The organism is Haladaptatus marinus, assembly GCF_051194195.1.
The window spans coordinates 1,157,743-1,176,548 of sequence record NZ_JBLZNK010000003.1 but is presented as its reverse complement, the minus strand read 5'-3'; the positions used below and the strand labels follow the sequence as shown (position 1 = coordinate 1,176,548).

Annotated in this window: 26 protein-coding genes and 1 tRNA gene; 9 read left to right on the top strand and 18 right to left on the bottom strand. The window is 58.8% G+C overall.

Features of this window, described 5'->3' with window-relative positions; translation table 11 throughout:
- Positions 1–66: 66 nt before the first annotated feature.
- The 4 genes from ACN2TU_RS12335 to ACN2TU_RS12320 all read right to left on the bottom strand — a co-directional run bounded on the left by ACN2TU_RS12335 (position 67) and on the right by ACN2TU_RS12320 (position 3,746).
- Complete coding sequence (locus ACN2TU_RS12335) at positions 67–915, bottom strand: ArsR/SmtB family transcription factor (protein WP_435155675.1); 849 nt, start codon at positions 913–915, stop codon at positions 67–69.
- Between the two features lie 34 nt (positions 916–949).
- On the bottom strand, positions 950–1,591 hold the full coding sequence (locus ACN2TU_RS12330) for an HD domain-containing protein (protein WP_435155673.1): 642 nt from the start codon (positions 1,589–1,591) through the stop codon (positions 950–952).
- Between the two features lie 291 nt (positions 1,592–1,882).
- Entirely contained in the window at positions 1,883–2,419 is a 537-nt protein-coding gene (locus tag ACN2TU_RS12325) for a DsbA family protein (protein WP_435155671.1), read from the bottom strand.
- 79 nt (positions 2,420–2,498) lie between these two features.
- Positions 2,499–3,746 carry an aminotransferase class V-fold PLP-dependent enzyme gene (locus ACN2TU_RS12320; protein ID WP_435155669.1) on the bottom strand — a complete coding sequence of 416 codons (1,248 nt, stop codon included), beginning with the start codon at positions 3,744–3,746 and terminating at the stop codon, positions 2,499–2,501.
- A 117-nt stretch (positions 3,747–3,863) separates the two neighbouring features.
- On the opposite strand from ACN2TU_RS12320, the gene ACN2TU_RS12315 reads away from it, so the two are divergent.
- Complete coding sequence (locus tag ACN2TU_RS12315) at positions 3,864–4,043, top strand: hypothetical protein (RefSeq protein WP_435155668.1); 180 nt, start codon at positions 3,864–3,866, stop codon at positions 4,041–4,043.
- A 19-nt stretch (positions 4,044–4,062) separates the two neighbouring features.
- Here ACN2TU_RS12315 and ACN2TU_RS12310 read toward each other — a convergent pair whose 3' ends face one another.
- The gene (locus tag ACN2TU_RS12310) at positions 4,063–4,353 is read right to left on the bottom strand and encodes a DUF424 domain-containing protein (RefSeq protein WP_435155667.1); all 291 of its coding nucleotides are present in this window, start codon (positions 4,351–4,353) and stop codon (positions 4,063–4,065) included.
- The gene (locus ACN2TU_RS12305; RefSeq protein WP_435155666.1) at positions 4,353–5,084 is read right to left on the bottom strand and encodes a tetratricopeptide repeat protein; all 732 of its coding nucleotides are present in this window, start codon (positions 5,082–5,084) and stop codon (positions 4,353–4,355) included. The genes ACN2TU_RS12310 and ACN2TU_RS12305 overlap by 1 nt, the downstream gene beginning before the upstream one ends.
- A gap of 188 nt (positions 5,085–5,272) precedes the next feature.
- On the opposite strand from ACN2TU_RS12305, the gene ACN2TU_RS12300 reads away from it, so the two are divergent.
- From ACN2TU_RS12300 to ACN2TU_RS12290, 3 genes are read left to right on the top strand one after another with little or no spacing between them, the layout of a single operon-like run.
- The gene (locus ACN2TU_RS12300; RefSeq protein ID WP_435155665.1) at positions 5,273–5,833 is read left to right on the top strand and encodes a TATA-box-binding protein; all 561 of its coding nucleotides are present in this window, start codon (positions 5,273–5,275) and stop codon (positions 5,831–5,833) included.
- A gap of 38 nt (positions 5,834–5,871) precedes the next feature.
- Positions 5,872–6,234, top strand: coding sequence for a DUF7473 family protein (locus ACN2TU_RS12295; RefSeq protein ID WP_435155664.1), 363 nt, complete (start codon positions 5,872–5,874; stop codon positions 6,232–6,234).
- Between the two features lie 43 nt (positions 6,235–6,277).
- On the top strand, positions 6,278–6,655 hold the full coding sequence (locus tag ACN2TU_RS12290) for a hypothetical protein (protein WP_435155663.1): 378 nt from the start codon (positions 6,278–6,280) through the stop codon (positions 6,653–6,655).
- Here the strand turns inward: ACN2TU_RS12290 and ACN2TU_RS12285 are convergent, their stop codons facing one another.
- The 10 genes from ACN2TU_RS12285 to thpR form a co-directional block, all read right to left on the bottom strand.
- Positions 6,656–7,138, bottom strand: coding sequence for a dihydrofolate reductase (locus tag ACN2TU_RS12285; RefSeq protein WP_435155662.1), 483 nt, complete (start codon positions 7,136–7,138; stop codon positions 6,656–6,658).
- Positions 7,135–8,133: a thymidylate synthase gene (gene thyA, locus ACN2TU_RS12280; RefSeq protein WP_435155661.1), complete on the bottom strand. Its 999-nt coding sequence runs from the start codon at positions 8,131–8,133 to the stop codon at positions 7,135–7,137. The genes ACN2TU_RS12285 and thyA overlap by 4 nt, the downstream gene beginning before the upstream one ends.
- A 51-nt stretch (positions 8,134–8,184) precedes the next feature.
- The gene (locus ACN2TU_RS12275; protein WP_435155660.1) at positions 8,185–9,150 is read right to left on the bottom strand and encodes a methyltransferase domain-containing protein; all 966 of its coding nucleotides are present in this window, start codon (positions 9,148–9,150) and stop codon (positions 8,185–8,187) included.
- Positions 9,151–9,575: 425 nt separating this feature from the next.
- The gene (gene ftsY / locus ACN2TU_RS12270; protein ID WP_435155659.1) at positions 9,576–10,739 is read right to left on the bottom strand and encodes a signal recognition particle-docking protein FtsY; all 1,164 of its coding nucleotides are present in this window, start codon (positions 10,737–10,739) and stop codon (positions 9,576–9,578) included.
- Between the two features lie 6 nt (positions 10,740–10,745).
- Positions 10,746–11,201: a prefoldin subunit alpha gene (pfdA, locus tag ACN2TU_RS12265; protein WP_435156180.1), complete on the bottom strand. Its 456-nt coding sequence runs from the start codon at positions 11,199–11,201 to the stop codon at positions 10,746–10,748.
- 221 nt (positions 11,202–11,422) lie between these two features.
- Positions 11,423–12,031 carry a DUF7344 domain-containing protein gene (locus ACN2TU_RS12260; RefSeq protein WP_435155658.1) on the bottom strand — a complete coding sequence of 203 codons (609 nt, stop codon included), beginning with the start codon at positions 12,029–12,031 and terminating at the stop codon, positions 11,423–11,425.
- A gap of 239 nt (positions 12,032–12,270) precedes the next feature.
- Positions 12,271–12,936, bottom strand: coding sequence for a translation initiation factor IF-6 (locus ACN2TU_RS12255; protein ID WP_435155657.1), 666 nt, complete (start codon positions 12,934–12,936; stop codon positions 12,271–12,273).
- A 4-nt stretch (positions 12,937–12,940) separates the two neighbouring features.
- Complete coding sequence (locus ACN2TU_RS12250) at positions 12,941–13,219, bottom strand: 50S ribosomal protein L31e (protein WP_435155656.1); 279 nt, start codon at positions 13,217–13,219, stop codon at positions 12,941–12,943.
- Entirely contained in the window at positions 13,219–13,371 is a 153-nt protein-coding gene (locus ACN2TU_RS12245; protein ID WP_266079873.1) for a 50S ribosomal protein L39e, read from the bottom strand. Before ACN2TU_RS12245 ends, ACN2TU_RS12250 begins: the two co-directional genes overlap by 1 nt.
- A 53-nt stretch (positions 13,372–13,424) precedes the next feature.
- Positions 13,425–13,982, bottom strand: coding sequence for an RNA 2',3'-cyclic phosphodiesterase (thpR, locus tag ACN2TU_RS12240; protein WP_435155655.1), 558 nt, complete (start codon positions 13,980–13,982; stop codon positions 13,425–13,427).
- Positions 13,983–14,096: 114 nt separating this feature from the next.
- Between thpR and fer the strand changes: the two genes are divergently transcribed.
- From fer to ACN2TU_RS12220, 4 genes are all read left to right on the top strand, one after another.
- Positions 14,097–14,741, top strand: a complete 645-nt coding sequence (fer, locus tag ACN2TU_RS12235; RefSeq protein WP_435155654.1) for a ferredoxin Fer — start codon at positions 14,097–14,099, stop codon at positions 14,739–14,741.
- Positions 14,742–14,894: 153 nt separating this feature from the next.
- Complete coding sequence (locus tag ACN2TU_RS12230; protein ID WP_435155653.1) at positions 14,895–16,280, top strand: signal recognition particle protein Srp54; 1,386 nt, start codon at positions 14,895–14,897, stop codon at positions 16,278–16,280.
- Positions 16,281–16,360: 80 nt separating this feature from the next.
- Positions 16,361–16,945: a magnesium transporter gene (locus ACN2TU_RS12225; RefSeq protein WP_435155652.1), complete on the top strand. Its 585-nt coding sequence runs from the start codon at positions 16,361–16,363 to the stop codon at positions 16,943–16,945.
- Positions 16,946–17,503 (top strand): magnesium transporter, encoded by a 558-nt coding sequence (locus ACN2TU_RS12220; RefSeq protein WP_435155651.1) that lies wholly within the window; start codon positions 16,946–16,948, stop codon positions 17,501–17,503.
- A gap of 3 nt (positions 17,504–17,506) precedes the next feature.
- Here the strand turns inward: ACN2TU_RS12220 and ACN2TU_RS12215 are convergent, their stop codons facing one another.
- Entirely contained in the window at positions 17,507–17,920 is a 414-nt protein-coding gene (locus ACN2TU_RS12215; protein WP_435155650.1) for an RNA-binding domain-containing protein, read from the bottom strand.
- Positions 17,917–18,498 (bottom strand): AAA family ATPase, encoded by a 582-nt coding sequence (locus ACN2TU_RS12210; RefSeq protein ID WP_435155649.1) that lies wholly within the window; start codon positions 18,496–18,498, stop codon positions 17,917–17,919. The genes ACN2TU_RS12215 and ACN2TU_RS12210 overlap by 4 nt, the downstream gene beginning before the upstream one ends.
- A gap of 92 nt (positions 18,499–18,590) precedes the next feature.
- Here ACN2TU_RS12210 and ACN2TU_RS12205 point away from each other — a divergent pair.
- Positions 18,591–18,665, top strand: a tRNA-Arg gene (locus ACN2TU_RS12205).
- Positions 18,666–18,806: the final 141 nt, after the last annotated feature.

The window sequence follows — 18,806 nt, the reverse complement described above, 5'->3', positions numbered from 1 at the left end:
TTATTCACAAAAATACATTTCTGTCGCCGAACCTGCCGAAATCGAATTCTGTTTTCGATGTTACAACTACTCGACTTCGACGGTCAATTCATCGTTCACCGTCAGCGTGAGTTCGTCGCCATCGAGTTCGACGGTGTGTTCGACCAGCAGCGGTTCGTCCGAGAGGATTCTGGAGTCGTTATCGATGAGCCATTCGAGTTCCCACGCGGACTGCTCGCAGAGGTCGATACCGCGCTCGTAGTGGAACGCGACGACCGCTGGATGCTGGAGAATGTACGACCCGACCGACCCGAAAGCGTGGTCGTTGCACCGTTCGCAGACGAACTCGACGCCGATTTCCGCTTCCTGTTCGAAGTACTCGGACTCGGTGACGAGCGACCCAACCGTTCGCCCCGAACAGTTCAGACAGATACCGTCGGTCATCATCGAAAAGACGTTTCGAAGCCATCGCTCGAACGTTTGCGGGAGTTCGTCCACATCGCGCCCTTCGAATGCACCCGGTGGAAATCCGAACGCCGACCGTTGTTCGTTACAGGTCGGACACCGAACCGTCACCATCTCCTCGTCGTATTCCGCCTCCAGTCTCGTTTCACATTTGATGCAGGGTAGATCGAGTTCATACGTCGCCGGTTCGGCGCGCTGTGTGTACGTTCCGGAGAGAATCGCACCGATGACACGAAATCCCGCAAAGGGGAGTTCGTACTTCCCGTCTTTCTGCCGGACGAACAAGCCGACGAGTTTGTTCAGATGATAGTTGAACTGTCCACTGTCGCTGAGGCCGACTCGGTCGTACAGTTCAGAAAACGACAGCGGTTCGTCAGCCTTCCAGAGCGCCTGGATAATGCCGATTCGCGTGTCGTTTCCGAGGAGGGAGAAGGTTTTCTCCGGCGATACATCCCGCTCATCGGTGTTCATACGAGGTGATACACAGGTGGTCTGAAAATAGTTTTCAGGTGTCGCCAGCGACTTCGCGCTCGAAACGCTCCATGAACTCCTCCACGAACGCTTGTCGCTCGTTCGCCATGCGGCGACCTACATCGGTGTACATACTCTCCGGAAGTCGGAGAATTTTCTTGTGGAAATGGTTCATCGCCGTTGCTCCGGTCGTCGTGTTGTCCGCATCTATCGGTAGATTCGGGTCGTGGAGCGTTTGTCCGAGCTCGCCGCTGAAACAAAAATTCCGGGCGATTCCGACCGCGCCGAGGGCGTCGAGGTTGTCCGCATCGCTGAGTAGTTTCGCTTCCAGCGTCTCGGGTTCCACATCGTTCGAGAAGCGGTGTGCCCGAATGCAGTGTTGGATTGCCTCGATTTCGGTCTCGGTTACATCGTGCTCGGCGAGGATTCGCCTCGCTTCCTCGGCACCCCACTCGGCGTGGTCGTCTATTTCGCCACGGTCTTCGCGTGCTCGACCGATGTCGTGAAGCCACACTGCCGTAAAGAGAATCGTCTCGTTCGCTTCGTGCTCCTCGACTAGCGTTTCCGCGAGATTCGCCACTCGCTGAACGTGATGCCAATCGTGAGCGGGGGCAACATCTCCGAAGTGAGCTTTCGCACGAGGGAGGACTACGTCTGGGAGCTTTCGTTCCGACATTCGTCTCTGTCGCTGTTTTGTTAACGGTCGTGAAAATAGTGTGCGATCCGTAACGTTCCACTGAAAATAATCGACCTGTTCTTTTGTCACACGTCCTGAACGCAACACGTCGCTCGGCAACTGCACGATACATGATGACAACTGAGCGGTAACTACTCGTTGAGATGAACTGTACCTTCGCTCGTACTGGGTCGGATGTGATGGACTCAACGACGAGTTGTTCAATTGACGCTCCGTCTTTTTCGAAACAATAGTTGCGAAATCTCGCACATCCCATTCCCGCTGTGACGATTACATCACATCTTCGAGCGCCCCTCGAAGCGGTGTTACGTCCCACTGCTCATCGTAGCGCTCTCCGTTGATGAAGAACGTCGGCGTTCCGATAACGCCGCTCTGTGCGCCAGAGATGAGATCCTCGTGAACTCGGTTGCGGTGAGTGTGCATCGCGAGTTCGTCGTCAAACTGGGTCATATCGAGGTCAAGCGTCGCGGCAGCGTCCTGTAACTCTCCTTCCGTTATCTCGGTCGGTTCCTCGAAAAGCAGGTCGTGCATCTCCCAAAACTTCCCCTGCTCCGCCGCCGCTTCTGTCGCTTCTGCCGCTCGTTCTGCATGCGGATGTAACTGTGTAAGCGGAAAATGACGGAAGACGAACTGCACTCGGTCGTTCATCGTCCGTCTCAGTTCCTTCACCGCCTGCTGTGCCTCTTCACAGTACGGACATTCATAGTCGCCATACTCGACTAATGTGACGGTCGCATCGACTGCGCCATCGATGTGGTCGTGCTGATTTACCGGCACAGCAAGCTGTGTTGCGCGTGATTGACTCATCGAACCCCCACTAGACCTTCCACTGTCATCGGTCATAGAGCTACCGCGAACTGCTGAAGAATCGACCGTCTGCCGAAACCTACTGCGCGAACAACTGCCGGGCATCGTCCACTGCTTTGACCAACTTATCGACCTCTTCGCGGGTGTTGTAGATGTAGAAAGACGCCCGCGCCGAGGCCGCGACGCCGAGTGTGTCGTGGAGTGGCTGGGTACAGTGGTCGCCGGCCCGAATCGCCACCGCGTGGTCGTTGACGATGCTGGAGAGGTCGTGGGCGTGGACGCTATCGACGTTGAACGAAACGAGTCCTCCGCGGTCGTCGCCCGGCGGGCCGTAGATTTCCACGTCGCCTTCTTCGGTCAGGCGGTCGTAGGCGTATTCCGCGAGCTGTTCCTCGTGGTGTTGGACGTTCTCCATGCCGATGTCGTCGAGATAATCGGCCGCAGCGGCCATCGCGATTCCTTGTTCGATGTTCGGGGTTCCGGCCTCGAACTTCCACGGCAGTTCTTCCCACGTCGAATCGTCGTAGGTGACTTTGCGGATCATGGAGCCACCGTAGAGGTACGGCTCCATCTCCTCCAGAATGTGCCGTTTGCCGTACAGTCCTCCCACACCGGTCGGCCCGGCCATCTTGTGCCCGGAGAATGCGTAGAAGTCGGCATCGATGGTTTCGACATCGACGGGGCGATTCGGCACCGCCTGTGCGCCATCCACGAAGATGTAGGCGTCGTGGTCGTGTGCGATGTCGGCCAGTTCGCCGACCGGGTTCGTCGTCCCGAGCGTGTTCGAGACGTGGGCGACGCTCACCATTTCCGTGTCGTCGGTGATCAGTTCTCGCGCGGCATCCATGTCGAGGTAGCCCTGCTCGTCGATTGGGATGTATTTCACCTCCGCGCCGGTCTTCTTGGCGAGTTGCTGCCACGTCACGAGCGAGGCGTGGTGTTCCATTTCGGTCAGGACGACTTCGTCGCCCGGCCCGAGTTCGGAAAGCCCCCACGCGTAGGCGACGAGGTTCTCGGATTCGGTCGTGTTCTTCGTGAACACCATCTCCTCGCGGCCGCCGCTCGCACCGATGAACTCCGCCATCCGGTCGTGGGCCTCTTCGTACGCGATGGAGGCTTCCTGACTCAACTGGTGGATGCCGCGATGGACGTTCGCGTTGTAGTTCCGGTAGTACTCACAGATGGTTTCGACGACCGGTTCCGGCGTTTGGGTCGTCGCCGCGTTGTCGAGATACACCAACTGGTTTCCGTTTATCTCCCGCTGTAGAATCGGGAAATCCTCCCGGATGCGCGCCACGTCCAGCGCGTCTGACTGCTGTGGTTCCATTGGATAGGGGTTAGTGTTCGAGTCAAAACACTCCTTCGGTCTCCCGAGTGCGATGAAACCGGTTTTCGTTACGTTGTTAGCAACGTGACTTAAGCTACTCCAACCCTTGCTGTCAGTATGGTCTCGAAACGACGACTGGGCGCGAGTCTGCTCTTTCTCGGTCTCGCGTTCGTCGGAGCCTTCCACACGTTCCTCTCGTTCGCCTTCGACACCGGATTGACGATGGTCGGCGCGGGTTTCACGGTCGGTTCGCTGCTTTGTTTGGTGGCAGTGAACGTCCCCGCACTGCTCGACTGATACGCAGTTTGACCCGAAACTACATCCGCAAGAACTGAGCGTGCTTCGTGGAATCCAAATCGAGAACGCTTTCTTCGTCCACGAAGCCGTTCTCGACTGCGAGCGTCACGGCGTCGGTGCCGACGATGTTCGCCACGCTGGCGCGGGTGAGACTGTCCACGACTTCGCCTTCGTCCACCTCGTCGCCGCCGTAGAACTCCTCGGTGACGGTGAACGACACGTCGCCTGTCTCGAACGTCTCGCCGAGCACGTCGTCGTCACAGACAGCGACGAGCAGTCCTTCCTGTGTGTCTCGTTCCCTGAGAATCATTATTCCTGAATCAGCTCTTGTTCCGCCTCCTTACGCATCTCTTCTGCCTCCTCCGCGAGCTTTTCGGCCTCTTCGTCCTCGCCGAGTTCTTCCAGCGCACGAGCTTTTTCCTCGACGACCTGTGTGTTCCGGAAGCCGAGTCGAATCGCGTTGTCGAGGCAGTTCAGCGCGTCCTCCGCGAGGCCGCGTTCGAGCAGGAAGAACCCGCGATTGAACCACGCTTGCGGGAATCGCTGGTCGATTTCGACCGCGCGCTCGGAATGTTCGAGCGCCTGTTCGGTCTGGCCGGACTCCCAGAGTGCGTAGGCGAGATTCGTCTCCGCAGTGGCGGCGTGTTCGCTGTCATCGTCGATTCGGAGCGCTTCGCGGTAGGAACCGATTGCCTCGTCCCACTCCTCGAGCTGGCCATGTGCCGCACCCTTGTTCACCCACGCTTCCTGGGCTTCGAGGGAGTCCTCGTCGGCGAAGCGGGCCGCGCGTTCGAACGTCTCGGTCGCCTGTTCGAAGCGGTTGATCTGCATATAGCTCAGGCCAACCTCGACGAGGTCTTTGACGGACACCCTGTCGCTCGGAATCGCCTGCTGGTCGAGCATGTCGGTGACGACACGGGAGTCCACAGGGTCTACTTCCCCCGGGTCGACTTCGAGTTCGGGTGGGTCCAAGTCGAACTCGTCGTACGGGTCGCCGAAGCCTTCTCCCTCCGAAAACTTGTGACTTCGCTCGTCGGTCATTACCCGTGGATTGGGGCGGCGTACTGTTAAGGTCTGCGCCATCGAGCCTCGAAGAGACCGGCGCGAGACGCCATTGAAAACCGTAGTATCACGATTTTGCCTCCAGAGCGTTCATAAAGCCCATTTAAGACGTGTCAGTGAGGACTACCAACCTTTATAAACCTTAAATACGTCATTTAAGTCGCGCTATGACCGACCCCAAGGAAACCATCAACATTGAAAACGTGGTCGCTTCGACGGGCATCGGGCAGGAACTCGACCTTCAGAGTGTCGCTATGGACCTCGAAGGTGCGGACTACGACCCCGAGCAGTTCCCCGGCCTCGTCTACCGTACCCAGAACCCGAAATCGGCCGCGCTCATCTTCCGCTCCGGTAAAATCGTCTGTACCGGCGCAAAGAGCACTGCCGACGTTCACGAGAGTCTCGAAATCGTCTTCGACAAACTCCGTGAACTGAATATCCAAGTCAACGAAAATCCGGAAATCGTCGTTCAGAACATCGTTACCAGTGCGGATCTCGGACGCAATCTCAATCTCAACGCTATCGCTATCGGTCTCGGTCTGGAGAACATTGAGTACGAACCCGAGCAGTTCCCCGGTCTCGTCTACCGTCTCGACGAACCCGAAGTCGTCGCGCTGCTCTTCGGTTCCGGCAAACTCGTCATCACCGGCGGCAAGAAACCGGAAGACGCGGAGAAGGCGGTTGACAAAATCGTCTCGCGGCTCGAAGAACTCGGTCTGCTAGAATAATCGCCACACCCAAGACGCCAGACTCGTGAATAACGAGTATGGCACTGTTGGGTGAACTGACGCCAATCGTCGGAACATATCTCCTTCTGGCGAGCTTTCTCACACTGACGGCGCACATCGCCGCGAGAAACTTTCTCGGAAGTGTGCCGCTTACTCGCGCGCTCGCAATCGGTCCCCCGATAGCGGTGCTTCCGTTCCTCCTCCAGCGATATTTCGGACTCCTCATCGTCGTCATCGCGCTGGCGCTCGACTTGACCCTCTTCCACATCGTCTACCGAATCAAATGGCGAACCGCGGGGTTCGTCACCGCGATTCACGTCCTCGTCAGCTTTCTGGCGAGCCTCATTATCGGCGGTATCGTCTACATCGTTTCGCTCGGCCCGCCCGCCCCACCGAGCTAAACTCGACAGAAGACGTATTATTCTGGACTTCGAACTGCTTTTCATGTCCCTCCCCCGCCGCCTCGAACAAACCGGTATCGTCCTTGGGAGCGTGCTGATGCTCTCGCTTTCGATAACCGTGTTTACGCCGCTCCTCGTTGAAAACCCACAACTGTGGCAGACTGCATTGCTCGTGTATTCTCCGGGCCTTGTCGTCGGCATCCTCATTGCCTTCGACAAATTTCCGGTTTCCTACCATCAAGTTTGGGCGTTCAGTATCGTCAGCTGGCTCGCCACAGTCGCTCTATGGATGGTATTCGATGTCGAAAGTGTGACCACAGACCAATCGACTGCAATCGGAACGTGGCTCGTTGCTTTGCTCGTGGGTGCGTTGGTCGCGTGGGTGAATCCGAAAACGCAGTGGCGACGAAGTAACGCCTAATCAGCGACGTTCGTATCGGACGAAATCGAACTCGCCGCGCTCGTCACGCTCGACCTCTCGCCACGCTTTCGGATTCCATTCCGGAAACTGCGTATCCCCGTCGTACTCCTCGTGAATTTCGGTCAGTACCATCCCATCAGCGTGGGGGAAGAACTGTTCGTAAATCGTGGCACCACCGATGACGAAGGCGATGTCGTCCAACTTCTCCACCTCCGAAATCGCTTCCTCGATTCCGTGAACCAACACCACGTCCTCCGGAAGATCGGGATTCGACCGACTGAGGACGATGTTCGTCCGGCCCGGTAGCGGGCCGTCGATTCGTCCCGCAATGCTGTCGTAGGTCGTCCGACCCATGATGACTGGATGACCCATCGTCGTCTCCTTGAAGTGGCGCAAATCCTCGGAATAATGCCACGGCATGTCGCCGTCGTCGCCGATGACGCCGTTTTCGGCGACGGCGGCGATGAGGACGAGACGCGTCATTCTGCCACGCTGAATCGGATGCCGGGATGGGCGTCATACTCCCGGAGGCTGATATCGTCGTACGTCAACTCGGCGAGCGAGTCCACCGAAATCTCGATTTCCGGACGCGATTTCGGTTCACGGGACAGTTGGGTCAGCAGGCCGGGGACATGGTCGAAACCATCCTTTCCTTCAGCCTCTTCCGGGGCTTCGGATTCGAGCCACTCACGTACTTCCTCGAACTCGGCTTTCGACTCCACGTCGTCCAGACGGGCTTGCAGTTCGCCGAGGTTGTGGCGGTACCACTCGCCGCGATCGCCCTCGCCACAGTAGATATGGGCGTCAACGATGGTGTGGGCGAATTTGCCGACTTCGAACCCGGTTTCTCGTGCGAGAACGGTTGCAAGCAGGGCGTAGGCCGCGATGTTGAACGGGATGCCGAGTGCCACGTCGCCCGACCGCTGGGTGAGATGGAGGTTCAACGTCTCACCCTGTACGTTGACGACGAAGGTGTAATGACAGGGTGGAAGCGTCGAAACCGCCGCATTCGCGGGATGCCACGCCGAAACGACGAATCGGCGCGAGTTCGGGTTCTCTTGGAGGCCATCGATGACGTACTGGATTTGGTCGAACGTTCCATCCTCGTTCAGCCAGCGATGGCCGTCCTCCGGCCACGACTCGCCCGGGAGCCCCGATTCCGGAACCGGGAATCGTCGCCAGAACCGTCCGTAGGCGGTGTCGAGGTTCCCGTTTTCGTCGGCCCATTCGTCCCAGATGCCCGTCTTCTCGCGCAGGTTCCGAACGTGCTCCTCGCCGGAGAGATACCAGAGGAGTTCGTGTAGCATCGAGTCCCAGCGAAAACCGTCCATCTGCTTTGTAGTCAACAGCGGAAATCCTGTTTGCAGGTCGATTTCGTAATGCTGACTGAACGTCGAAATCGTATCCACGCCGGTTCGATTGGGCTTGTACGTCCCCTCCTGAAGTACGTCGTCCACGAGACCCAGATACTGCTCCATAGGTGTGGGTTTGCACCGGGCGTAAAATATGTGTTCGATTCGGCAACCGACCTATCGAGAGAGTACCGTAATGTATCGTGTCAACGAGCGATGGACACGCCGTTCGAACTCCTCCTCGACCGTCCATCCCGCATTCCGCGCTTCGTCCGTCCACGAACGGTCACCGACGATGACCGTGCGAGATGCAACACGATGGGCCTCCGAAAGCGCACCTTCCACGAGGACATCCAGTTCGAGATTCGCGATTTTCGACTGCCTGCCGTAAGGAGCGTCAAACACCACGCCGTCGATGGAATCGTCGGGAAACGGCAGATGTGTCGCATCGCCTCTAACCGTTCCTGCGTCGCTGTCGGAACCATACTGGGCGAGATTCTTCGCTGCCCCACGGACCATCTTCTCTTGTGCATCGACGCCAAGCGGTCGCGCCCCCACCAGCGCGGCCTCGATGAGCACACCACCTGTTCCGCACATCGGGTCGAGAATCGTTGTTTCGTCCCTCGCTCCGGCGATGTTGGCCAGCGAGCGTGCGAGCAATGGGTGCATACTTCCGGGTTGGAAAAACGGTCGGTCGGTCGGCATCCGGGTGCCAAAGTCGCGTTTGCTCTCGATTTCGAGCCACCCAAGCAAACACACGTCATCCGAAAAGACGGCCCGCAGTTCGTGGTCGGGGTCGTCCAAATCGACCGAAAAGCCCCGTTCGACGAGTATGCTACCGAGTTCTCGCTCCGCCTCCTGCGTGCTAATTTTCGTTTCGCGCACCGCGCGCGCACGCACGGCGACCGTTCCTTCGCGGTCGATAGACGCGGCGGAGAGCAGTGCACGCGGACTGCCGATATCGGCGTCTGTTTCTCCCACCACCTCGCTCGCTCGATGCGTGTACGCGAGGTTCCGGACGCGCTCCGTGATGGCCGTCGCTCGCGCGACTCCGGGCGCGACGAGTTCGACGCCAGTCGCCGCGCTCTCCGCCTCACAGGCCGCAAATTCGTCGTCTTCTCCGCCGAGTTCAAGTAGATACACTGTTGGATTTTCCGCGAATTATTTCACCGGAGTTGGTTCGCTGTCGTTCGAGCAAAATCGTGCGTCGGTCTTGGGAATTGCGAATTACGTGTGAAATGGTGCGGCTCTCGTAAGACGGCTACTGGTCTGATTCTTCTAGCGTGACTGCAATTGCGTGGAGACTGTTGCGTTGCTTTTTCCGTCGTAACTGCAACTCCCGACTCAAAACACCGCAAAAACACCGCACACGCATGCGGGCGGGCGACCGGAACCACACGGTCGCCCGCCCTTGGTGTCCCCTTTCCTCCCCGGGTACTCGAACACCTTCGCCGACCGCTGGCTCAGGTGTCCTCGCCGCGTCCTGACGGTTGTGAAAATGCACGATTCCGGAAGTAGCTGTCGCTCCTCGGAATGGGGTTGCTCGTTCGAAAAAAGCGGAACTTCGATTACTCGTCTTCGTCGCCGAGAAGTCGCTCAACGAGGGTTTCGGGGTCGAATCGTTCGATGTCGTCGTACCCCTGCCCGGTTCCGAGGAAGAGGATCGGTTTCCCGGTCACGTGCGAGATGGAAATCGCGGCCCCACCTTTCGAATCGGCGTCCGCCTTCGTCAGGATGGATCCGTCGATTTCGGCGGCGTCGTTGAACTCCTTGGCACGCTGCACCGCGTCCTGTCCGGCCACGGCCTCGTCCACGAAGAGAGTCATGTCCGGGTTAACGACGCGGTCGATCTTCGCCAACTGATCCATCAAGCCTTCGCTGGTGTGTAGACGACCTGCCGTGTCGCCCAGCACCACATCGATGTCGTGGGCGTCCGCGTACTCCACGGCGTCGTAGATGACCGCTGCGGGGTCGCCACCCTGTTCGTGCTTGATGAGCTTTTTGTCGAGTGCGTCCGCGTGCACCTCGATCTGCTCGTTCGCGCCAGCACGGTAAGTGTCGCCGTTCGCCAGCACGGTCGAGAGGCCGCGCTCTTCGAGATACTTCGACAGTTTGGCGATGCTCGTCGTCTTCCCGACGCCGTTGACGCCGGTGAAGATGATGACGAGCGGTTTGTCGGCTTCCGCGACGCGTTGGTCGAAATCGAATTGGCCAACGCTGATGACCGACAGTAGGGAGTCACGAAGCGCCTCTTCGACCACGTCTCCGGTCTCGGCGCTGAACTTCCGCGTCGCGCCGACGAGGTCGCTTCGGATGCCTTTGAGCATCTCCTCCGCGACGCTCATCTCCACGTCGCTTTCGAGGAGCGCCATCTCCAACTCCCAGAGGGGGTCTTCGACGTCCTGCTCCTCGATGACGATTTCACCGCGGGCGAACGACGTCGCTTTCTGCATGAAGCCGCCGTTGTTCGTCTCTTCGGTTTCAGACTCCGGTTCGGATTCCGTTTCCGACTCCTCCGTTGCGCCCAAATCCGTATCCGATTCCGACGACTCAGTTTCCGCTTCGACCGATTCCGACGACTCAGTTTCCGCTTCGACCGATTCCTCGACGGGTTCCGTTTCTTTCTCTGCTTCGTCCTCGACTTCGTCTGCGGCCTCTTCGGCCTTCTCTTCGGTCGTCTCCTCGACGTCCTTACGGAACCCGCTTAGTTTCTCCTTCAGACTGTCGAACATCGCCGGTTATTCGTCCTCGTCTTCCTGCTGTTGCATCTGCTGCATCTGCTGTTGCATCTGCTGTTGTTGCATCTGTTGGGCCTTCTGCTCCAACTGGTCGCTCTCGGCATCGATTTCCGCGATCTCTTCCTGCGTGTCGCTGATGTGCTGGTCGACGACGTCTTTTCGGCTCTTCAGCGATTCGATGGCTCCGTTCTGGTCGCGCTCCGCGGCGTAGCCGCCACCGAGTTCCACGACGACTTCGTCGATGTCCTCGACGCTAGCGCGGATGTACGCGCCGCCGCCGAGTGGTACTTGGACGACCGACCCAGTGTCGAGCGTCTCGATGGCCTCGATGGCCTCGTCCATCTCGCTTTTTTCGTCGCGCAGCTCTTCGACTTCGCCCTCCAGTTCCTCTTTCTCAGCCTCCAACTGCTGGAGTTGCTGGGACAACTGCTGGAGCTCTTGGTTTCCGCCGCCCATCATCGCTCTTCACTCTCCGTTCCGCGAGTAATCGTGCTCATGTCAACACCTGCGGGAGCGAGCGGGAAGAATCTTCCTAACTCGAACTCCCCGCCGATGTGTTTTCAGTACGATTATGGTATCGGTTAGATGAGGGCGAAAAATCCCTGCGCTCCTTCTCAACGGACGATTTTGAACCGTAATCGTGGGCGAGTTCCGTTATCAGATTATCGGTAGTTACGCTAATCGCTCCACTTCCGGTGGGTCATCGCTCGCTCCGAGTCGAGCCGACCGGAGCGAGTACACGTGTGCGACGCTGGAGAACAGAAGTACACTCGTGACGTACGCCCCCAAACTACGCTCGGAAGAAGGCTGAACGGAAACGCTTCCAACCAGACAGCACCCATCAAGGTGACGCTGACGCCACCCAGCCCGAGGTAGTACTGTGCCCACGGTAGATCCCGCTCGGGGACGATTTCCAGATACATGTCGAGCCGTACGGCCCGCTCTTTGAGTTCGACGGTTCCGCGCGCCGAATCGTACTCCACGAATCCCGTCCGGGCGAGTTTCGGAAGATGCGTCTGTTGAAGCGAGTTATAGATGCGCTTTCGCTGCTGAGAGGTGATTGCTTCGGGTGTGATGCCGTGTTCCCATGCAGTCACTTGGTCTGCTAACTCACCGATGGAGACTGAACCATCGTGCTGTTTGAGATAGTGAATCGCGTATCGCCGCCGTCGATTCCGGAGGATGTGAAATATCTCGTCCCGCGATACCGTATCCCCGCTGTCTTTCTCATCGACTGTCGTTTCGTTCGACCCGTCATTGACGGATTGTAATACTGTCTGGGTCATCTCATGCTCCCTCCTCCCCGACGACGGGGAAGACCACGGAACATACATGTTCGCCAGTGCCCTTATTGGTGTAACATCTTTTACCAGTTGGTTACAGAAACTCGATGGTTTCCGTGCGGCATTGTACCGTGATGCAACTGTTGCAGACTCCGTCTTGATACGCCAGAAATCCCTCGAAGCGATACAATCCGATATTGAGAACGGGTAGCGAGAAACGCATCGCCCTCGATACGTGAAAATCAGTCGATGTAGCCTAGTGCGTCCTCGATACGGCCAAGTTCCGGTCCGGTCGTCTCCTCCCCGACGACGTAGCTGTTGGCGTTCGCGAGGAGTCCCGACCCGACGAGCGGTCCGCCGTAGTTGATGGTACCGATGTCGGCGGGAACGCCGAGAACGTCCTCGACGGTGTCGAGTTCGTCGTCGGTCGCTTTCGGGTGGCAGAGAACGCCTCTGTTCGTCGCCACCGCGGCGGTTCCCACCGTCCGAACTCCGGCGATCATGCCGCGTTCGACTGGGACGCCGAGTCCGTCCGAGACGGCTTGTACTGCCTCGTGTGGCAGGTCCGGGTGAACGTACGCGCCAGTGTCGTTCGCAAGAACGACGTTTCCGGCGGCGTTGATGCGTCCCGGCAGTTCGGTGATGGGGACATCGATGGTTTCTTCGATTGCTTCCCGCTCGTGGTCGGTAATTCGACTGCTCACGAGCAGGCCGTTCTCGTTGCCTGCGACCAGTGCGCCGACGGTCGATGACCCACCGACATTCGTCTCGACGCTTTCGACTTCCAACTCCTTGGTCAGGGATTCGACCAGTTCGTCGTCCAAATCGGGTCGAATCAGGATATACTCGTCAGTGGCATGAGCGAACACACCAACGTACGACGACCCATTAAACGCGGTACGAAACACCGCTCTACTCTTCGTACTCCGCTTCGACGACGGCTTCGCCCTCTTCGTCGAAGCGTGCCGCGTGAACGCGGATCTTTCGCGGCGGCTTCTTTCGGCCGCGCGACCAGATTGCCTCGTTGATGGAGGGGTCGAGACGCACGTCTTCCTCGTCAACCTTGAAATGCTTGGCGAGGTGTCCGCGCACCACTTTCATCGCCTTTCCGGCGCGTTTGTGCTTCGGTTCTGCTTTTACGTCTCGGAGCGGAACTGTGACGACTCGCTCCTCGAAATCACTTGCGCTCATTATTCGTCAGTGTCGCTACGCCGCCAGCTGCGACGCTTTGGGTTTCGCATCACGTCTCGGTCGGTCTTCATGATGACCCACGCAGGGACGCGGCTGTTCTGCCGTTCCAACTTGGAAAGCCGCTTCTTTTTGGCCTTCGACTTCTTGCCCATAGTGGTTGCCACTTTTCCGCCGTCGCATAAAATCTTGTTCCTTTCAAACGGGGTTACAACCGGAACGCGGAAACCGTCGAGTACTCCGGCCCCTCCGCCGTCAACTCGCTTTTCGTCAGCCGAATTTCCTCGACTTCCATCTCCCCGATTTCCGGTTCGAGTTCTCGGACGTGTTTCTGAACCAGTTCTTTCCCGCCAGCGTGTTGCATTCTGGCGATGGTGGCGTGTGGGATGAATTTGTTCTCTTCCGGTTCGAAACCGAGGTCGTAGACGCGCGACTCGACGGCATCGTGGAGCAGGATCATTTCGTTTTCCCCGTCCCCGATACCCAGCCACACCACTCGAATATAATCGAGACTGGGGAAGACGCCCAGTCCCTCGACCGTCGCATCGAACGAGCCGAAATCGATGTCCGACTCGACCGCCAGTTCGAGGGCATCCTCGATGGCTGGAACGCGGTCTGCATCCACATCACCGAGGAATTTCAGCGTCACGTGGGTCTGTCGCGGATCGGTGAACGATAGACCGTCAGCCTCGCTAAACCGGTCTTGTACGCCCGCGACACCTTCCACGAGGGTATCCGGCAGGTCGATACTCACGAACAGTCGCATATGTAATCGTTCGCCGCGAAAGGGCTTCAAAATTGGTTCCGTGACTTGCTGTTGTCGTCCCTCCCTTCCGAGGTTGGGGAGAGGATTTATGGCTTCGATTTCCTATCATTACATGTGAACTCCCCGTTCGATGTTTTAGGGATCGATGCGGATGCGGACGACGAGGAAATCGTTGCGGCATACAGACAGCGAGTGAAAGAGGCACATCCAGATGTAGGTGGCTCTGCACGGGAGTTTCAGCGAGTCAAAGCGGCATACGAACGGATTCAAGCTGGATACGGAACCGAGGAGTTCGAGGAGAAACAGGTAAAAGTCGAAGAGGTGCGGACGCCAGATTATCCGCAGGTCGAGTATCTCAACTACCAAATCCTCGACGATTACGGCTGGGAAATCGACGACCAAAATCTGTTCCGGAAAGCCGCCGCGGCCGGACTCGATTCGGAGGATTACGGTCAGTTCCGGGTCGAACCACAGGAATCGCTTCTCGAAGCCGCCGAGAACCGTGGTTTCGACTGGCCGTTTGCCTGTCGCGGTGGTGCCTGTGCGAACTGTGCGGTTGCAGTCGTGGCGGGGGAGACGGAGATGTTCTCGAACCACGTCCTCTCCTCGGAGATGACCGACCGCGGGTTCCGCCTGTCCTGCATCTGTGAACCGGCGACTGACGATATGCAAGTCGTCTACAATGTCAAGCACCTTCCCGGTCTTGACGAACTCCGATTGCCACCACAACAGTTCGGACAGGCTTCTTCTGACGATTGAGCGTTACACCACCTACGCTCACTGCCCACCGTTATGAGAGCCGTTTCGGGTGATAAATGTGTGGTCTAAAACGACGAATGACGGTGCAAACCAGCCTAAACGGACGAGCTAGAAAAAGGCTTTAAACGACTACGAACCCAAGGAAAGACAACGATGGTGCTCGACAATCTCGGTAGTTCTCTTCGCGGCTCCCTCGACACGTTGAGTGGGAAGTCCCGCGTCAGCGAGGATGATATCGAGGAAATTGTAAAAGAGATTCAGCGCTCGCTCCTGCAGGCTGACGTTGACGTGAGCCTCGTGATGGAGCTCTCGGACTCCATCAAGACCCGAGCGCTGGAAGAAGAACCGCCCGGTGGGACGACGGCCCGCGACCACGTGCTCAGCATCGTGTACGAGGAACTCGTCGGCCTCGTGGGCGAAAGCACGGAAATCCCGCTCGAAGACCAGACCATCCTGCTTGCTGGTTTGCAGGGTTCCGGTAAGACGACCACCTCCGCCAAGATGGCGTGGTGGTTCTCCAAGAAGGGACTCCGTCCCGCGGTCATCCAGACAGACACCTTCCGTCCCGGTGCCTACGACCAGGCCAAGGAGATGTGTGCCCGCGCCGAGGTGGATTTCTACGGCAACCCCGACAACGACGACCCGGTCGATATCGCCCGCAAGGGATTGGAGGAGACCGCTGACGCGGATATCCACATCGTGGACACTGCGGGTCGGCACGCGCTCGAAGACGACCTCATCGACGAAATCGAGGAAATCGAGGCGGAAGTCAACCCCGACCGTAATCTGCTCGTTCTCGACGCCGCAATCGGACAGGGTGCCAAAGACCAAGCTCAGCAGTTCGACGAATCCATCGGCATCGACGGCGTCGTCATCACGAAGCTCGACGGAACCGCAAAAGGTGGTGGTGCGCTGACGGCGGTCAACGAGACCGATTCGTCAATCGCGTTCCTCGGTTCCGGTGAGACCGTTCAGGACGTGGAGCGGTTCGAGCCGAACAGTTTCATCTCGCGCCTGCTCGGCATGGGCGACCTCGGCCAGCTCACCGAGCGCGTCCAGCGGGCGATGGAGGAGACCCAGGAAGAAGAGGAAGACTGGGACCCGGAGGACATGCTGAAGGGCCAGTTCACCCTCAAGGACATGCGTCACCAGATGAACGCGATGAACAAGATGGGGCCGCTCGAACAGGTGATGGACATGATTCCCGGCTTCGGCGGCGGAATCATGGACGAGCTGCCGGACGACGCGATGGACGTGACGAAAGACCGCATGCGCGCCTTCGAGGTCATCATGGACTCGATGACCGAGAACGAACTCCAAAACCCGCGTTCTATCGGCGCGAGCCAAATCCAACGGATTTCCCGCGGCAGCGGCAAGGACGAGGAACGCATCCGTGAACTGCTCCAGCAGCACAAGATGATGTCCCAGACGCTGAAACAGTTCCAAGGGATGGGACAGGGCGGCGACATGGAGCGCATGATGAAGAAGATGCAGGGCGGCGGTGGCGGCGGTGGTGGCGGATTCGGCCCGTTCGGATAACGAGCATCATCCCGTGGGCTACTGACGCCCATGCTATAACACACCGCTTTTTTGTCGTGCGCCCGCATCCATTCCGGTAGATGTCCGTCCGGGAAGTCGCCGCCGAGGCGTATCGCGAGGCCCTCCCTGCGCTCGCTGCGAGCGTAGTCGGCGGCTTGTTCGCGGGCGTCGTGCTCGGCGGAATGCGCGCCGAACTCCGCGATGTGCAGGGATTGCTGGTTCTCGTCCCTGCTCTCCTCGCCACCCGTGGAAACGTTTACGGGTCGCTGGGTGCGCGCCTCGCGTCCGGACTTCACCAAGGGCTGGTCGAACCGTCGTTCGTTCCGGACGACGAACGGGTGTGGGCCGCCATCGTGGCCTCGCTGGCGAACGGGATTCTCGCTAGCTTGTTCGCGTCGGTGGTCGCGTTTTCCGTCCTTCGTCTCCTTTCCGACCCGGTTGCACCGTTGCCAACCTTGGTCGCTATCGCACTCATCGCGGGCCTGCTTTCGGGAACCGCATTGACAGTTGCCGTCGTTCTCGTGGTGTTTGCGGGCTATCGTCAGGGGAAGAACCCCGACACGCTCGTCGGCCCGTTGGTGACGACGACGGGCGACGTGTTCGGAATTTCGTTCCTCCTGCTCGCGGTTCGAATCGTCCTTGGACTCGGATTCGGGGGCGGCTGAATGCCCACGCGCTGGACGGTTCGCGCCATCATGCGGGCCATGCTCCCGGTTCTGCTCGCGTTGACCATCGTCGAAATCGGCAGTGGTCTCGTCCTCGGTTCGTTCGAGGGCACCCTGCTTCGGTATCCGACGCTCCTCGCGCTCGTGCCGGTTACCATCGGGACGGCGGGTAACCTCGGAAGCATCCTCGCCGCCAGACTTTCCACCGCGTTCCACCTCGGGACGCTCTCGTTCACTCGCGGTGACGACCTCCTCGCGGGAAACGCCGTGGCGACGGTCGCACTCGCCGTTACGGTGTTCCCGGTCGTCGGTTTCGGTGCCTGGTCTCTGACGTGGCTCATCGGTGGCACGGAATTAGGTCTCCACATCGTCGTCCTCATCTCGCTGATGAGCGGAATCGCACTGGCGTTTATCGCGGTGCTGGTTACGCTCGTCGCGACCTACGTCGCCTACCGGTTCGAACTCGACCCCGACGACGTGGTCATTCCGGTCGTCACGAACGCCTGCGACGTGCTGGGCGTTATCGTGCTGTTCGTCGTCGTGAGAATAGTAGTGTGACGTCTATCCGTCGTCAGTAATCGGTTTCCCGTCTTCAGTCGGCGGTGCGACGTAGTCGATGAACTCCTCGACGGTGGGGTCGTTTACCTCGATTCGGACGTGAATGTCGCCGAGTTCGTCGGGGTTACCGACCGCGAAGTTGATGACGCCCTGGAAGGCTGCCTGTTTTTTCAGTGAAAAGGAGAGGGTGCTCCCTTCTCGTCCGCCGAAAAACTCGCCCCGTGCCGTGTCGAGGATTTCCTGCCGGTGGAGTGCTTCCGAGAACTCCTCGACGCTATGAGCTGTCGCGATGAGTTCGCCGTGTCCCGATTCAACCTTCGCGCCGGGGAAGACGTTCTCGATTGCGTCCACCACTCGCGCTTCGATTTCGGTGTCCCGTACGGGTGCCGTAATCTGAATATCGACGCTGTAAATCATGTTCCCTCCGCAGCCTGTACGTTCTCCAACCCCGAAAGTCCGTCTTCGAGGAGGGCACGAATCTGTCTCCGGAACGCGTCGAGCGTGTCCGTGTTGTCGATGACGGCGTCGGCCCGCGCCATCGCCCGGTCGAGACCGAAGCCGAGTTCGCGTTCGTCACGTCGTCGGAGTCCTTCCGTGTCTTCGTCGGTGTGGTCTCTGCCCCGCTCGCCGAGTCGCTCGGCGCGAACCTCGAACGGCGCTTCGATGCTCACCAGCACGAAGTCGTCGCCGAAGGCGGATTCGAATCGTTCGACTTCGACCCCGGAGCGAATGCCGTCCACGAGGACGGTGTCTGACTCTTCCAATGCGTCCTCGATTTGCGGCAGTGACGCCTGTGCGATGGCGTCCGGGCCGTTTTCTTCCCGAAGTGTCTTCGCGATTTCGCCGTGGTGTTCCGCCGGGTCGAGACCGCGCTCCCGGCAGGCCTCGCGGATGACATCGCCCATCGTGACGACAGGGAGGCCGACCTCTTCCGCCACGGTTGCGGCTTCGCCCTTGCCGCTCCCCGGCAGGCCGACGGTTCCGATTACTCGCATTGCTCTGAATTTCTCGTGAACCGTGCTTAAGGGCTGTGCTCTCGCTCGAAATCCCAATCCCTTATGACGACCGCCCGATAATGTGATGCTGAGGGCACGTAGCTCAGTCTGGATAGAGCGTCGGACTTCTAATCCGACGGTCGTGGGTTCGAATCCCATCGTGCCCGCTGAGTTATCGAATTCCCTTGTGTCGGCATTGTCCCTCTTTTCCCTTGTGAGGCCAGCTATTGCCGACTCCAAATAACCGCCACCGCCTGCTGGCGCACGCGCCGAAATAATTGTGTCAATGTCGAGAAATCCCTTACGGA